Annotated in this window: 14 protein-coding genes; 5 read left to right on the top strand and 9 right to left on the bottom strand. The window is 70.9% G+C overall.

The genetic code is table 11. The features are described from left to right. Nucleotide 1 precedes the first annotated feature (1 nt). The 5 genes from KME79_RS00455 to KME79_RS00475 all read right to left on the bottom strand — a co-directional run bounded on the left by KME79_RS00455 (nt 2) and on the right by KME79_RS00475 (nt 4,989). A complete protein-coding gene (locus tag KME79_RS00455) occupies nt 2-808 on the bottom strand; it encodes a carbohydrate ABC transporter permease (protein ID WP_148035528.1) in 807 nt (268 codons plus the stop codon). Further along, nucleotides 808-1,689, bottom strand: coding sequence for a carbohydrate ABC transporter permease (locus KME79_RS00460; RefSeq protein ID WP_219542813.1), 882 nt, complete (start codon nt 1,687-1,689; stop codon nt 808-810). Before KME79_RS00460 ends, KME79_RS00455 begins: the two co-directional genes overlap by 1 nt. Next, nucleotides 1,686-2,951: an ABC transporter substrate-binding protein gene (locus KME79_RS00465; protein ID WP_219542814.1), complete on the bottom strand. Its 1,266-nt coding sequence runs from the start codon at nt 2,949-2,951 to the stop codon at nt 1,686-1,688. The genes KME79_RS00460 and KME79_RS00465 overlap by 4 nt, the downstream gene beginning before the upstream one ends. Nucleotides 2,952-2,968: 17 nt before the next feature. Then, a complete protein-coding gene (locus KME79_RS00470) occupies nt 2,969-3,970 on the bottom strand; it encodes a LacI family DNA-binding transcriptional regulator (RefSeq protein ID WP_219542815.1) in 1,002 nt (333 codons plus the stop codon). Between the two features lie 167 nt (nt 3,971-4,137). After that, a complete protein-coding gene (locus KME79_RS00475; RefSeq protein ID WP_219542816.1) occupies nt 4,138-4,989 on the bottom strand; it encodes a LysR family transcriptional regulator in 852 nt (283 codons plus the stop codon). A 93-nt stretch (nt 4,990-5,082) separates the two neighbouring features. Here KME79_RS00475 and KME79_RS00480 point away from each other — a divergent pair, with 93 nt between their 5' ends. Beyond that, complete coding sequence (locus KME79_RS00480) at nt 5,083-6,045, top strand: DMT family transporter (protein ID WP_219542817.1); 963 nt, start codon at nt 5,083-5,085, stop codon at nt 6,043-6,045. Here KME79_RS00480 and KME79_RS00485 read toward each other — a convergent pair. Further along, nucleotides 6,020-6,421 (bottom strand): hypothetical protein, encoded by a 402-nt coding sequence (locus tag KME79_RS00485; RefSeq protein WP_148035523.1) that lies wholly within the window; start codon nt 6,419-6,421, stop codon nt 6,020-6,022. The two genes, KME79_RS00480 and KME79_RS00485, sit on opposite strands and share 26 nt — an antisense overlap. A 28-nt stretch (nt 6,422-6,449) precedes the next feature. Continuing rightward, a complete protein-coding gene (locus KME79_RS00490) occupies nt 6,450-7,679 on the bottom strand; it encodes a serine hydrolase domain-containing protein (protein WP_219543050.1) in 1,230 nt (409 codons plus the stop codon). Between the two features lie 244 nt (nt 7,680-7,923). On the opposite strand from KME79_RS00490, the gene KME79_RS00495 reads away from it, so the two are divergent. The 4 genes from KME79_RS00495 (at nt 7,924) to KME79_RS00510 (ending at nt 11,572) form a co-directional block, all read left to right on the top strand. Beyond that, nucleotides 7,924-8,667 (top strand): GbsR/MarR family transcriptional regulator, encoded by a 744-nt coding sequence (locus tag KME79_RS00495; RefSeq protein ID WP_148035522.1) that lies wholly within the window; start codon nt 7,924-7,926, stop codon nt 8,665-8,667. A 51-nt stretch (nt 8,668-8,718) separates the two neighbouring features. Continuing rightward, entirely contained in the window at nt 8,719-9,279 is a 561-nt protein-coding gene (locus KME79_RS00500) for a TetR/AcrR family transcriptional regulator (protein ID WP_219542818.1), read from the top strand. A 68-nt stretch (nt 9,280-9,347) separates the two neighbouring features. Continuing rightward, nucleotides 9,348-11,021, top strand: coding sequence for an alpha/beta fold hydrolase (locus KME79_RS00505; RefSeq protein WP_219542819.1), 1,674 nt, complete (start codon nt 9,348-9,350; stop codon nt 11,019-11,021). An 11-nt stretch (nt 11,022-11,032) separates the two neighbouring features. Then, nucleotides 11,033-11,572: a DinB family protein gene (locus tag KME79_RS00510; protein ID WP_219542820.1), complete on the top strand. Its 540-nt coding sequence runs from the start codon at nt 11,033-11,035 to the stop codon at nt 11,570-11,572. Between the two features lie 19 nt (nt 11,573-11,591). On the opposite strand, the gene KME79_RS00515 is transcribed toward KME79_RS00510, so the two are convergent. Next, entirely contained in the window at nt 11,592-11,963 is a 372-nt protein-coding gene (locus KME79_RS00515; RefSeq protein ID WP_219542821.1) for a hypothetical protein, read from the bottom strand. 16 nt (nt 11,964-11,979) lie between these two features. Continuing rightward, complete coding sequence (locus KME79_RS44415) at nt 11,980-14,454, bottom strand: NUDIX domain-containing protein (RefSeq protein WP_219542822.1); 2,475 nt, start codon at nt 14,452-14,454, stop codon at nt 11,980-11,982. Between the last annotated feature and the right edge of the window lies 1 nt (nt 14,455).

Raw genomic sequence — 14,455 nt, forward strand, 5'->3', positions numbered from 1 at the left:
CCTAACGAAGGCCGGTCAGCGCGATACCGCGCACGAAGTATCGCTGGCTGACGATGAACAGCACGGCGGTGGGGACGAACAGGATCACCGAGCCCGCCGCCGTGAGATGCCAGAGCGTGAAGTACTCCTGGTTGAACAGCGTGAGCCCGACCGGGATCGTCCGCATCTCCGGCGTCGTGGTCGCCACCAGCGGCCACAGGAACTCGTTCCACTGGAACACGAACGTGAACAGCCCCAGCACGGCCAGCGCCGGCCGGGTCTGCGGCAGGATGATCCGCCGATAGATCGCGAACTCCGAAGCGCCGTCGATCCGGGCCGCGCTGATCAGGTCGTCCGGGATCGGCTGGATGAACTGCCGCATCAGGAAGATCCCGAACGCGTCCATCAGGAACGGGGTGATCAATCCCTGGTACGTGTTGATCCACCCGAGATGCGCCATGAGCACGTACAAGGGGATCATCCGCACGAAGAACGGCACCATGAGCGTCGCCAGCAGCGCCACGAACAGCGTGTTGCGCAGCGGGAAGCGGAACTTCGCGAACACGTAGCCGACCAACGGGTCGAACAGCAGGTGGGCCAGCGTGATCGCGCCCGCCACGACGAGGCTGTTGACGATGAAGTCGCCGAACGGCGCCCGCTCGAACAGCTCGGCGTAGTTGCCCCACTGCGGGCTCTCCGGCACGATCACCGCCTCGGCCGCGAGCGTCTCCGCCTCCGTCTGCAGCGACAGCGAGAGCATGTAGAGCAGCGGCAGCACCATCACCAGCGAGGCGACGGTGAGCATCAGGTAGATCAGCGCGCGCCGCATCAGTACTGCACCTCCCCGCGCCGCCCGGCCCGCAGCTGGATCAGGGTGAAGGCGACGATCACCACCAGGAGCAGCACCGACTGCGCCGAGGCGTAGCCGAAGTCGCGGGCGCGGAAGGCCACGTTGAAGATGTGGAACACCGACAGGTCGGTGGCGTCGCCCGGCCCGCCGTTGGTGATGATGTACGCCTGACCGAAGGCCTGGAGCCCCGAGATCACCGCCATCACCGACACGAACAGCGTCGTCGGCGCCAGCAGCGGCAGCGTGATCCGCCAGAACCGGTGCCAGCCGTCGGCCCCGTCGATCTTCGCCGCCTCGTGGAACGTCTCCGGGATGCCCTGCAGCCCGGCCAGGAACAGCACCATCGTGTAGCCCGCGCTCTGCCAGAGGGTGATCGCGGCGATGGTGAGGAGCGGGTGCGTGTTGAGCCACTGCTGCTCGGGCAGCCCGACGGCCGACAGCGACCGGTTCAGCACGCCCAGCTCCGGGTCGAGGATGTTGCGCCACAGCAGCCCGACGATCGCCACCGACGTCAGGTAGGGCACGAGCAGCATCATCCGGAACGCCACCCGGCCCCGCAGCGGCCGGTCCAGGGCCAGCGCCAGGGCCAGCCCGAGCACGATCGACCCCGCCACCACCGCCACCGCGAACGCGACCGTCACCAGGAACGAGTGGCGCACCGACGGGTCGGCCAGGGCCTGGGCGTAGTTGCCCAGGCCCGTGAACCGGTCCGCCTGCGGCCCGGTCATCAGGCTCGTGGAGACCACGTTCCCGATCGGCAGGTAGAAGAACGCGGCGAAGAACAGGATCGCCGGCAGCAGGAACAGGTAGGCGGTGCGGGCGTACCTGGCCGACAGGGTGCGCGGGCGGAGCACGCTCACTTCAGGAAGCCCTTGGCCGTCTCGGCGAGGGCCTCGATCGCCTCCTCCGCCGGCCGGTTCTGGATCACCACCGACTGGTACATCTTCTTCAGCTCCTCGTCGAACCTGCCCGACTGGCCGGTCAGCCGGATCTCCTGGCTGGAGTCCTGGGCGTAGCCGAGCGCATCGGCGAAGGGCTTGATCAGCGGGTCGTTCCCCACCTCGGGCAGCTCGGCCCAGGAGACGCGCGGCATGAGCATGCCGACCTCCTCGGTGGCCGCCCGCTCGACCTCCAGGGCGGTGATGCGCTTGATGAAGTCCCACGACAGGTCGGGCCTGGCGGCCTTGGCCGGCACGAGCAGGCTGGTGCCGGCCGCGTTGGTGGCCTGCCCGTCCTTCTTGAGCGGAGCGGCCAGGCCGAGCTCGATGTCGGGGCTGGTCTCCTTGATCGGCCCGAGGTCCCAGGGGCCTGTGATGATCATCGCGGCCCGCCCGGCGGAGAACAGCTTCTGCGGCCCCGAGTAGTCGGTGCCCGACACCGGCACCGGCGCCACCTTGTGCCTGTGCACCAGGTCGGCCTGGAAGCGCATGGCCTCGACCGCCTTGTCACGCGGCGTCAGCACTTCCTTGGTGCCGGGGTCGTAGTGGCGGACGCCGGCCTGCAGCAGCCAGGGGTTGGCGTAGGTGTGGTCCTGGTTGAGCGCGATGCCGTACACGTCATCCTTGGTGAGCTTCCTGGCAGCCTCCAGCAGCTCCTCCCAGGTGGTGGGCGGCTGGACGCCGGCGGCGTCGAGCATCCCCTTGTTGTAGAAGAGCAGGGTGCACGTCAGATGGAGCTGCACCCCGTACACCTGGCCCTGGTAGGAGTTGCGCTCGACCGTGACCGCCTGCCAGTCGGCGGGGAAGCCCATGGCGGCGCCGTCGCGGTCGACGTACTCCTGGAGCGAGCGGGCGTTGCCGGAGAGCGCGAACTCCTGCACCCACCCGCCGGGCTCCTCGACCACGTCCGGCACGACCCCGGAGGCGAAGTCGGCCAGCAGCCGGGTGCGCAGGTCGGGCCACTGGTACTTCTGGAAGGTGACGGTGACCTTGTTGGCCTGCTCGAACTCGGCGATCACCTTGCGGTAGGCCTGGTAGTCGTGGCCGGCGTTCCAGTAGACGGTGAACGTGCCGGGCTCGGCGCCCGGCGCGGGCGGGGCGCCCGCGCACGCGGACAGGAGGGGCACGGTCGCGGCGGCGGAGGCGAGGCGGAGCAGGTCCCGGCGGGAAAGGTGGGGAGACATCTGCGTCGGTTTCCCTTCTAGGAGGAGCCCCTCCGCACGAACGTCCACGGGCGGACGATCTCGCGGGCGGGCGGTGGCTCCTCGGCCTGGAGCCGGTCGAAGAGCAGGCGGACGACGTCGGTGTAGTCGTGCCGGATGGGGCCAACGGTGCTGAGCTGGGGGTTGGTGATGAGGCCTTCGTCGATGTTGCCGACGCCGACCACCGCGACGTCGGCGGGCACGCGCAGCCCGGCGTCCCTGACCGCCCAGATCGTGCTGATCGCGGCCCGGTCGCTGGCGGCGAAGACGGCGTCGGGAGGGTCGGGGGAGCGCAGCAGACCGGTCGCCGCCTGGTAGGCGCTCACCCGGTCGTCGGCGCCCGACACCACGGTCCGCTGTTCGATCCCGTGACGGTCGAGTGCCGTGTGGTAGCCGAGGAGCCGGCCGATCGGCCGGTCGCGGTAGAGCTCGTAGCGCTGGGCCAGGAACGCGACGCGCCGCCGCCCCTGGGCGATCAGGTGCTCCACCGCCTCGGCCGACACCTCGGTCTCGGGCGCCCGTACGACGTCGCAACCGGGCGGCACGGGGCCGTTGCCGATCACGACGGTCGGCAGCCGGGCGGACACGACCTGGGCGAGCAGCTCCTCGGTGAGGTGGTCGCCGACGTTGTTGACGAGCACCGCGTCCGCGATGCCGCCGCGCAGCACGTCGACCGCGGCCACGGCGCGGGCCTCGGAGTAGACGGCCAGCGTGACGACGGAGTATCCGTGCCCGTCGGCCATCTCGTGCAGGTCGCGGGCCAGCCGCTCGTCGGTCGGCACCCCGCCGAACGAGCCCTGGACCAGGCACACCCGCTGCGTCCTGCGCCTGCGCAGGCTCCTCGCGGCCTGGTTGGGGGTGTAGCCGAGCCGGGCGGCGGCGTCGAGGACGCGCTGCTTGGTCTCGGCGCCGACGCGCCGGTCCCGCCCGCTGAGGACGTACGAGACGGTGGCGGTCGACACCCCGGCCAGCTCGGCTACCTGCTTGGCGGTGGGTCGCATGTTATACGTATAACGTAGTATTCCCTATATGTAAAGGGGGTTTTGGTGACCGCGCGATGATGCCCGATGCCTCTGCTGCACGAGGCGCGGTCCCGTACGATCCCGCTCATAGTTAATCGTTTAACACTCGCCGCGCTTCCTGTGAAGAGGTCGGCGGGAACTCGGCGTCAGCGCACGGTGTCCACGATCGCCTCCGCGGCGGGGTGCCAGGGCCGGCCGGGCGGGCCGGTGAGCACCAGTCTCCTGGTGACCCGCTGGTCGAGCGGCACCAGGACGAGCCGGGTGTCGATCATCGCGGCGGTGAGGCCGGGCACGACGGTCACCCCGACGCCGGAGCGCACCATGGCGAGCAGCGTGCCCATCTCGCGGATCCGGTGCGTGGGCGTGAACGGCACGCCTCCCCGCCTGAAGACCTCCCTGATGTGCGGCTCGCAGCCGCCGCACGACAGCAGGAAGGCGTCGTCCGCCAGGTCCGCCATGCTGACGGACGGTTCCCCGGCGAGGGGGTGGTCCCGGCGGAGCAGAGCGTGGAAGGCGTCCTCGCCGACGACCGCCCCGCCGCCCGCAGGCGGATCGACCAGCACGGCGAGTTCGACCGTGGAGTCCGCGAGCCAGTCGGCGACCTCGTCGTCCTCGCCCTCGAACACGGTGATCTCGACCTTGGGGAAGTCGGACCTCCAGCGGTTCAGCAGGCCGGGAAGGAGCCCCTGGCACACGCTCGGCGGGGCGGCCAGCCTGATGGCCCCGCTCGGCACGCCGTCCCGCCGGGCGACCAGGTCCTCGATGGCGACGGCGGCCGCGACGGCCGCGCGGGCGTGCGCGAGGATCCGTTCGCCGAACGCGGTGGGCCGCGGCCCGCCCTGGCGGAGCAGGACCGGAGTCCCGAGCGTCCGCTCCAGCGCGGCGACGGAGTGGGAGACGGCCGACTGGCTCACTCCGAGGCTGTCGGCCGCGGCGCCGAAGCCGCCTTCGTCCAGCACCGCCACGAACGCCTTCAGCTGCGCGATGTGCACCGTCATGAGCATCCTTCATGGCATCGGTGGTCCGACTTGTTGGACTCATGATCCCCGCGTGAGCAGGATGCCGTCCATAGCCACACCGAGGGAGGCCGGATGCGCTGGATGCCGGGGTTCGTGATGCTGTCGGTCATCTGGGGAGCGAGCTTCGCGCTGATCAAGATCGCGGTCGAGGCGGGGGTCCCGCCGTTGTGGGTCGCGTTCTGGCGGTGCTTCTTCGGCGCGCTGGCTCTCCTCGCGGTGTGCGCGCTCCGGCGCGAGCGCCTTCCCCGCGACCGCACCGTGTGGGGGCACGCCCTGGTGGTGGCCGCGCTGCTCAACGCGGTGCCGTTCACCTTCCTCGCGTACGGCGAGACGCTGGTGAGCTCGGTGCTCGCCGGGGTGTGGAACGCGACGACGCCGCTGACCACGCTGGTGTTCGTCATCCTCATGGTGCCACAGGAGAGACCGACCGCCCGGCGCCTGCTCGGGCTGCTCGTCGGCTTCGCGGGGGTCCTCGTGGTCCTCGGGATCTGGCAGGGCGTGGACGGCGCCCCGGTGGCCGGGAGCCTCGCCTGCCTGGCGGCGACGACCTGCTACGGCGCCGGTTTCGCCTACACCCGCAGGTTCTACTCCGCGCGGGAGGGCTCCGCCGCCGCCCTGTCGGCCGTGCAGATCGTCTGCGCGACCGCCCAACTGGCCGTCTTCGCTCCCCTCGGCGGTGGCGGCCCGTCCTGGCCGGGCGCGCCGGCCGCGGCGGCGCTCGTGGTGCTCGGCGCCGTCGGGACGGGTCTGGCGTACATCCTGAACCTGCGGGTGATCCGCTCGGCGGGGTCCACGGTGGCCGCCACCGTGACGTACGTGACCCCCGTGTGGTCGACGTCGCTCGGCGTGACGCTGCTCGGCGAACCGCTGGGCTGGAACGTCGTCGCGGGCGGGGTCCTCGTGATCGCCGGCGTCTTCCTCTCGCGCACGGACCGGCCGGCGCCTGGGGTCCTCTCCGGGTCCCGGCACGCCGCGTCCCGGGATCCGGAGGGGACCCCGGGACATCCCGTCAGCCGGCGTCGAGGGCTGCGGTGATCTTGCGGGCCATCTCCGCCATGACTGGGCCGGGCTCGCCTTCCTGTGCCCGGGCGGCTGCTTCGACGGCGATGAGGACGGTGTCGCGGAAGTCGCCGGCCGCCGCCGGATCCTGCCGCTTGAGCAGGCTCATGGCCTCCGTCAGGGCCGGCAGCACATGGTCGGCGAGCGCGGCCACGGACTTGCCGTTCAGGTCGATGTCTCTGGTCTTCTCGGCGAGCGCGTGCCCGACCGGGCCGGTCGCGGAGTACAGAGCGACGGAGCCGCCGGTGGCGACCTTGTGGGGCTTGCCGGAGGCGGCGGCCAGCAGCGAGACGGCGCCGTAGGCGGCGGTGCGCAGGGTGCGCTTGTCCTGGTCGGTGAGGGTGATGGACATGGTGGTGTGCTCCTTCGCGGGGTCGGTGTCAGTCGTCGATGGCCTGGTAGAGCGTGGTCCAGAAGTCGTGGATCAACCGCGCGGGATCCGGGACGGACAGCCCGACCTGGGTGAGCAGGATGCCGACGAGCCGGTTGTGCGGGTCGGCGTAGCTCGTGGTGCCGGTGCCGCCGTCCCAGCCGAACTGGCCGACCGGAGCGTAGTCGCCGCGGTAGGTGCGCACCGCCATCCCCACACCCCAGCCGCCGTGCTGGCCCTGGCCGTGCGAGATGTGGACGTTGTCGACGGCCATGGCGGTGCGGGCGGCGGTCTGCTCGGGCGTGAGCCGGTTGGTGGTCATGAGCTCGACGGCGGGCCGCGACAGGATCCGCCTCCCTTCGTGCACCCCGCCGTTGAGCAGCATCCGGAAGTAGGTGTGGTAGTCGTCGACGGTGGACACCAGCCCGCCGCCGCCTCCCTGGAACGCCGGCGGCTCGCTCCACCGCCCTCCCTTGGCCTCGTCCCACACCAGGAACTCGCCGGTCTGCGGGTCGGGGGCGTAGAGAGTCGGCAGCCGGTCGAGCCGGTCGGCGGGCACGTGGAAACCGGTGTCGTTCATCCCGAGCGGGTCGAAGACGCGCTCGCGCAGGAAATCCTCGAACGACCGGCCGGTGACCCGGGCCACCAGCACCCCGAGCAGGTCGTTGCTGATCTGGTACTGCCAGTGCTCGCCGGGCTGGTGCATCAGCGGAAGCTCGCCCAGACGGCGCATCCACTCGTCAGGCTCGGGCATCGGCACCGGCAGGTTGGGCGTGAGCCCTCGCTCGAAGACCGCGTTCATGATCGGCGTGCCGAGCGCCATCATGTCCATGCCGAGCCCGAACGTGGAGGTCAGCAGGTCACGTACGGTGATCGGCCGCCGCGCCGGCACGGTGTCGTCCAGCGGGCCGTCGATCCGCCTCAGCACCCGCCGGTCGGCCAGTTCGGGCAGCCATGGCTCCACCGGGTCGTCCAGCCGCAGCCGGCACTCGTCCAGCAGCACCATCGCCCCCGCGACCGTGACCGGCTTGGACGTGGAGGCCATCCGGAAGATCGTGTCGCGGCTCATCGGCGCGCCGCCGTCGCGGTGCATCGTCCCGAGCGCCTCGACATGCGTCCGGCCGCCACGGCTGACCAGGGCGACGAGCCCGGGGATCTTCCCGGAGTCGACATGCTCGGCCAGCACCTCGCGCATCTTGCGTAGCCCTGCCGCGGAGAAGCCGCCGTTGCTGTGTTCCATCATCATCGCCTCGCTCACCGTCTGTTCGGAAATCTTTGAACACCTGGAAAGCTACATTGCATTCAAGAATCAGTCAACACAAAAAGCATGCATTCTTCCTGTTGAAGCGGCGTCTAGATGCTTGCATTGCAATGAGACTGGAGCTGAACGCAACGAGTGATCAAGCAGGCATTGCAACAGACTCGGAGTGAATGCATACTGTGCAGCGAGCGCGCGCATGCCGGCGGATGGGAGACGAACACCGATGCCCGGAGGCAGACTCACTGACGAGGACCGTCGGCACATCGCTGAGGGGCTGGCCGAGGGGCTCGGATACGCGGAGATCGGCCGGCGCCTGGGGCGGCCCGCCTCGACCGTGATGCGGGAGGTCGCCCGCAACGGCGGGCCCGACGACTACCGTGCGGACCGGGCCCACGAGGCCGCGCGGCATCGTGCGCGCCGGCACAAGCCGTCCCGGCCGCCGGCGCCGCCGATCCCCGACGACGACCACGGGCGTGATCCCCGAGCGGTGCTCGACTTCACGGAGTCCTTCACCGAGCTTCTCGTCCAGCAGGGGCTGCCCCGGATGGAGGCCCGGGTGCTGGCCTGCCTGTACATCACGGACTCCGGCACGCTCACCGCCGCCGACCTGGTCCAGCGGCTCCGCGTCAGCCCGGCGTCGATCTCGCACGCCATCGCCTTCCTCGAACAGCAGGGAATGCTGAGGCGCGAGCGGGTTCCCGGCGCGCGTCGCGAACGCTATGTCGTCGACGACGAGATCTGGCTCCCGAACCTCCTCGCGGCTCTGCGGATGAACGAGGCCCTGGCGGCCGCGTCACGGCGCGGGGCCGAGATCCTCGGGGTCACGACGCCGGCGGGCGCCCGCTTCGAGACCTCCGCCGAACTCCTCCTCCTCCTGAGCGAGGCCTTCCGGCAGGTCATCGAGCGGTGGCAGCAGAACCCGGCCCTCCGGGGCGAACGCGCGGACGGTCCCGGCGTGCGCAGGTGAGAACTGCCGGAAGGTTGCGCTTTATATGAAGACCGGTCTATTTTCACTCCTGTGGGACGTAAAGGGGACCAGACGCGGGCGCGGCTGCTCGACGCGACGCAGGAACTGATCGAGGCCGGGGGATACTCCGCCGCCGGGCTCAACCAGGTGATCGCCGCCAGCGGCATGCCCAGGGGATCGCTCTACTTCCACTTCCCCGGCGGCAAGGACCACCTGGTCGCCGAGGCGCTGCGGCGGGCCGGCCGGGAGATCGAGCAGGCCGTGCGCGACCTCGCGGACGCCGCCCCCGACACCGTCTCCCTGGTGACCGGCGTCATCCACCTGCTGGCCGACCGGCTGGAGGCGTCGGGCTGGCGCAAGGGCTGCCCGGTGGCCACGGTCGCCCTGGAGATGGCGGCCGGGAACGACGCGCTCCAGCAGGTCTGCGCCGAGGTGTACGACTCGTGGGAGGCCATACTCCGGGAGCGGCTCACCGCAGGCGGGCACCCCGACGCTGACGACACCGCCACGACCGTCCTGGCCCTGATCGAGGGCGCGCTGCTGCTGGCCAGAGCGCGACGCAGCCGCGAGCCTCTGGACCGGGCGGCCCGGAAGGTCGCCGCCCTGCTGTGAACGACGGCCGGGACCGGCCGACCCATGCCCGCAAAATATGTAGACCGGTCTATTCTAAAGGAGTTGCCATGAGACCCGACTCGATCGTCTTCGGCGCCGCGGGGTTCGTCGGCCGTGCCCTGGTCGAGGAGCTCCTGCGGCGCGGCCACGGCGTCGCCGCCGCCGTCCGCGGCGGGGGAGACCGCCTGGCGTCCGCACTCGCCGAGCGCGACGTCCCCCTCGACGGCCTCCGCGTCGTGACCGCCGACATCACCCGCCCCGGCCTCGGTCTGGCGGACGACCTGGCAGACGTACGCGACGTCTACAACACCGCCGCCCGGTTCGCCTTCGGCCTGGGAGTCACGGAGGCGCGAGCCGTGAACGTCACCGGTGCGCTCAACGTCCTCGACTGGGCCGCCACTCTGACGTACCTGCGCCGGGTGGTGCACATCAGCGGATACCGGGTGAGCGGCGCCGGCGGCCCCGACTACCGCAAGCTGGGCGCCTACGAGGGGTCCAAACGGGAGGGCGACACGGCGGCACGGGCCCGCGCTCACGAGCGGGGCATCCCGCTGACCATCGCCAACCCGGCCACCGTGATCGGCCCCGGCCAGTTCATCGGCCTCGCCTCGCTGGTGTCCGACCTCTGGCGCGGCCGGCTGCCCGCCGTCCCGGGAGGCCCCGAGGTGTTCGTGCCCGTGGTCGACCTCGGCTATCTCGCCGCCTTCCTCGCCGACCTCCCCGCGGACGAGAGGACCGAGGGCAACGCCTACTGGGTGCTCGACGAGGCGACTCCCCACCTGCCCGACCTCGTCAAGCTGATCGCCGCACATCTCGGGGTCCCCGCGCCGGAACGCACGATCCCGGTCGGGCTGCTGCGGCGCCTCCCCCGTACGATCACCGGAGCCGAGCCGGAGACCCTGTCCTTCCTGTCCGCGGACCGCTACGACACCGCCCCCGCCCAGGCCGTCGCCAAGCGTCCCATGCCCCCGGTCGGACCGGCGCTCAAGCGGTGGGCCGACGACCTCGTCGCCACCGGCTTCGGCACGTCCGCCCCGCCGCGCGGACCGTACGGGTTCCACCGGGTCGCGGGCAGCGCGACGTGGCTGACCGGGGAGCGCGAGCACCCGTCCCACGTCCTGCTGCACGGGCTGCCGCTCGACTCCGCGTCGTGGTCGGAGATGGTCGAACGGCTCGACGCCCCCGTCCTCGCCGCCGACCTGCCCGGTCTCGGCCGGTCGTCCCCCGCCGACGGGCCTCTGGAGGACTGGCTGGCCGAGCTCCTCCGTACGGTCGGGAGCAGGCCCACGCTGGTGGCCCACTCCCTGGCGTGCGGTCCTGCCATCCGTCACGCGGCGGCCCACCCCGACGGCCTCTCCCGCCTCGTGCTGGTCGCCCCGGCGTTCCTCCAGGCTCCCGCCCCGTGGCCGCGGCGCTCCCCGCTCGCCGTCCCCGTGCTGCGGCGCATGACCTCCGCCCGCCTGGCCCGCGCGCTCGGCGTCCCCGAGAGCCCGGCCACCGCCAGCGCCGCCGCGAACCTCGCCCGCCCCGGTCACGCCCGCCGCGTCGTCGCCGCCCTGGGAGCCGCCCGCGCCGACCTCGCGAGCACGCTGTCCCGGGTGACGGTGCCCGTGGACATCGTCGTGGGCTCGGCCGACCCGCTGGTCACGCCCGTGGACCGGCCGGTGACGGTGATCGAGGGAGCCGGCCACTACCCTCAGCTGACCCATCCGGACGACCTCGTCCGGGTGCTCAGCCCCTAAACTCATCGATCATGACAGAACTAGACGAACAGGGCAGGCCCGAGCCTCCCGCCGCTGCCGACGAGGCGGGCACCCTCCTGGGCTTCCTCGAATTCCTCCGGGCCACATTCGCCTGGAAGTGCGCGGGGCTCGACGCGGCTGGCCTGAACGCGACCGCAGCCGCCTCGTCGATGACCCTCGGCGGCATGATGAAGCACCTGGCCTACGTGGAGGACCACTGGTTCTCGATCGTCCTGCACGGGCGCGACCCGAACCCCCCGTGGGACACGGTCGACTGGAAGGCCGACCATGACTGGGACTGGCACTCGGCTGCCGAGGACACCCCCGAGCAGCTCGTGAAGCTCTGGGAGGAGACGGTGACCCGCTCCCGCGCCGCGGTCGACGAGGCCCTGGCCGCGGGCGACCTCGGACTGCCCGCCCGCCGCACCCTGTCCAGCGGCGAGCACCCCAGCCTGCGCTGGATCCTGTGCCACATGATCGAGGAGTACGCCCGCCACAACGGCCACGCCGACCTCATCCGCGAGTCGATCGACGGGCTCACGGGCGAGTAGGCGACGATCCCGGCCGGCCTCACACGGCGGCGGCCAGCTCTTCCAGCGCACGCAAGGTCGGCAGCTCGAACGGCGGTCCCACCGGCACCAGGCCCGCCCGGGGGTCCTCGCCCTCGCCCGCCCAGTGCCGCAGGGCCTGCAGAGGCGTGACGCCGTTGGCCTTGGCCCAGCGCAGGCGCCGTGTCCAGGCGACGGCTGCGTCGAGCGCGGGGTCACCGGCCTGCTCGCGCGGCACGTACTGGGTCGCGTCGTCCGTGGTCGCGGCCCAGAGGTAACCGATGACGGTGTCATCCTTGAGCACCGGCACGTAGCGGACGGGGGAGGACGTCGTGCGCGGGTAGGCGTCCGGAGCCCAGACGGTCCGGAACTCGGGCTGGTCCTTCAGCGACAATCCTTAGCCTCCCGCATCAGCCGCCGGACTCCTCAGGCGGTAGGACCCAACCGTAGACGTGCCACGTGCCGTCCCGCCGGTATACGTCCTCCGCGAACCACGATACGTCGCTGCCCAGCAGCAACTCGTTCTCTCGAAACGTGCTGAGCAGCGCCAGGTAGAAGGCCGGAGTGCCGGCCGGCACCCGCAGATGCAGGATGACGCTCCTGTCCCACACGGGCTTGTGGCCGAGATTGGTCGAGAAGAAGGCCGGATCGCGTTGCACGGTCCCCGGCAGTTCGTCGACGGGCACGGTGAAGAGTTTCGGGGTGAGGTCCACTGCTCGGTACACGTCGATCGTCTCCGGCAACGGCTTGCGGCGCAGGACCCCGTCCAGGAGTTCGATCTCCCTGACGACGCGATCGATGTGCGCCGTTCGGGCGTCCGGCGAGTAATGATGGAAAACGGAGTCGCCTTGGCGTAGATAGCCGTTCATGTCCGTGAACCCATTGCGGGAATACGCCTTGCCCACCTCGAGCTCGGCCGGTGACATGTCCCTGTAGACACTTGTCCAGATCGCTTCCCCGAACGAATTGCCGACGAGCCGGGCGCCGAAGGGCGCGTCCAGGGGGACGTGAGGGGCCGGCGCGGTGTAGTACAGGCCTGACTCGGTGCCGTGGACGGTCGGCCACACCGACGGGGGGCCCGGCCCGTCAGAGGCGAGCCCGGAGTAGGCGGGCGCGGAGGTCGCTTTGCCGTGGGACGCGTGCCAGGAGGCGGGCGGGCTGTCGTGGGTGGCCCGCGCCGCGAAGTCCACCGGAGGTCTGATCAGGTTTGTCGTCGACGCCGGAGTGTAGTGATGGATCGGTGGCGCGGCGGGGTCCGCGTCCTTGTGGTACAGGGAGAGCACGTCCGGCAGGGCCTTGGCCAGAGCGGGGTGCAGCTGGCCCTGGCTAGCCATGGTGTTCAGCTGTTGCCGCGTGAACCACAGGGCGTCGCTGGCCTCGAACGGGTCGAGTTTCGGCTTGAACTGCGGCCCCTCGGCAGCCAGGTTCGTGTACGTCCAGCCGTGGTCGCCGACCTCCACCACGTGCTCGCCCACGAGCTTCAGCTTGTTGAGATAGGTCTGGTTGACCCCGAGTTCTTCGCTCAGCTCGCGGGCGGCGGCCTGCACCGGGGTTTCGAGGCTGTCGAGCGCCCCGCCGGGCAACTGCCATTTGCCGGCGTTGGAGACGTGCTGGCTCTGTTGCATGAGCAGGTACCGGGGCTCGCCGCTGTCCATGGTTCTGATCAGCACGCCCGCGGCGCCGTACTTGCCCCAGAGCCCTCCGCTGACGTAACCGTCACCTGATTTGCCGGGATTGTCGAGGATCTGGAACGGGCTGGACGGGGAGTCCGCGCCGGCGACCCCGGTGCCCTGCGAGTCCGCCGTCCGCGGGCCGTTGAGCAGGGATTCGAAGGTGATATTGGGGTTCCGCGCGAAGTTCTCCCACGACAGAGCGCCTGGCTGGGACGGGGGCGCGACCGGCCTGGAGGCGGGCGTCGTCGGGTGGGTGGTGCCGCCGGTCAGCCAGGTAGGAGGTAAGCCATGACCGGCGGTGTGAGTGCCGGGGGAGTGGGAGGTGAAGCCGCCGCCCGTCGAGCTCGTGCCGGTGGTGGGCGTGCCGGCCAGGTTCGTGGTCGTGTCCGGCCTGCCGTGCGCGAACGGGCTCCAGCTCGCCCAGTGCGCGTCCGCGCCGCCCACCACTCCCGAGGTGACGCTCTTGAACAGCCGGTCGAAGTCGAGCGGTTGTCCGCTGCCGAGCTGCACGGTCAGGTCCGTGGCCCCGCTGGCCAGCCCCGACCTGCCCATGAGCCCCAGCATCGTCCTGGCCGGCAGGAGCCCGGTGAAGGCCGTCAGGAAGGCGCCCAGCAGGGCTCCCGTGCCGCCCGACATCATGACCTGTTCCCAGTCGAGGTGGTCACGCCGGGACTGGGAAGCCTGCACGGCCAGGTCCATGCCGGCCATCAGGCCGCCGAACAGGCCGATGTTGATCAGCAGCCGCTTGCCGAGCTGGGCGATGGCCAGCCGGGTGAGCTGCACCCGGGCTCCGACGAGGGAGAGCGACATCGCTCCCCAGGGCCCGGCGGACGCGGCCAGCAGCCAGCCGATCTGGAAGATCAGGAACCAGACCGAGACCTCGATCATCCGCTTGGTGTACTCGACCTGGACGCCGAGCTCGTTGTAGTGGAGCGCGGCCGAGACCAGTTGCTCGACGAGCTCTTCCAGCCTCGGATCGGATTCGTACCTGACGCGCTCGACGAACTCCTTGAGCGCGTCGCCGTTCCAGTCTTCGCCCGGCTCGGTGAAGACCGCGACGCCCCGATCTTGCAGGAGCTTCTCGGCGGTGGCCGCGCACGCGTCGGCGAGCCGGAAACAACCGTCCTCGTCGCCCTCAGGCCAGTCCATGCCGACCGCGTAGCCGACGTACGGCTTGGCCCAGTCGGGCACGAGAAAGCCGTCGAACCCCACG

This window comes from Nonomuraea harbinensis (genome assembly GCF_019396385.1).
Classification (GTDB): Bacteria; Actinomycetota; Actinomycetes; order Streptosporangiales; family Streptosporangiaceae; genus Nonomuraea; species Nonomuraea ferruginea.

Bases quoted from the DNA above. Each gene is read 5' to 3' on its own strand.
- KME79_RS00455 (WP_148035528.1), bottom strand. From the start codon at position 808: ATGCGGCGCGCGCTGATCTACCTGATGCTCACCGTCGCCTCGCTGGTG.
- KME79_RS00465 (WP_219542814.1), bottom strand. From the start codon at position 2,951: ATGTCTCCCCACCTTTCCCGCCGGGACCTGCTCCGCCTCGCCTCCGCC.
- KME79_RS00470 (WP_219542815.1), bottom strand. From the start codon at position 3,970: ATGCGACCCACCGCCAAGCAGGTAGCCGAGCTGGCCGGGGTGTCGACC.
- KME79_RS00475 (WP_219542816.1), bottom strand. From the start codon at position 4,989: ATGACGGTGCACATCGCGCAGCTGAAGGCGTTCGTGGCGGTGCTGGAC.
- KME79_RS00480 (WP_219542817.1), top strand. From the start codon at position 5,083: ATGCGCTGGATGCCGGGGTTCGTGATGCTGTCGGTCATCTGGGGAGCG.
- KME79_RS00485 (WP_148035523.1), bottom strand. From the start codon at position 6,421: ATGTCCATCACCCTCACCGACCAGGACAAGCGCACCCTGCGCACCGCC.
- KME79_RS00490 (WP_219543050.1), bottom strand. From the start codon at position 7,679: ATGGAACACAGCAACGGCGGCTTCTCCGCGGCAGGGCTACGCAAGATG.
- KME79_RS00495 (WP_148035522.1), top strand. From the start codon at position 7,924: ATGCCCGGAGGCAGACTCACTGACGAGGACCGTCGGCACATCGCTGAG.
- KME79_RS00505 (WP_219542819.1), top strand. From the start codon at position 9,348: ATGAGACCCGACTCGATCGTCTTCGGCGCCGCGGGGTTCGTCGGCCGT.
- KME79_RS00510 (WP_219542820.1), top strand. From the start codon at position 11,033: ATGACAGAACTAGACGAACAGGGCAGGCCCGAGCCTCCCGCCGCTGCC.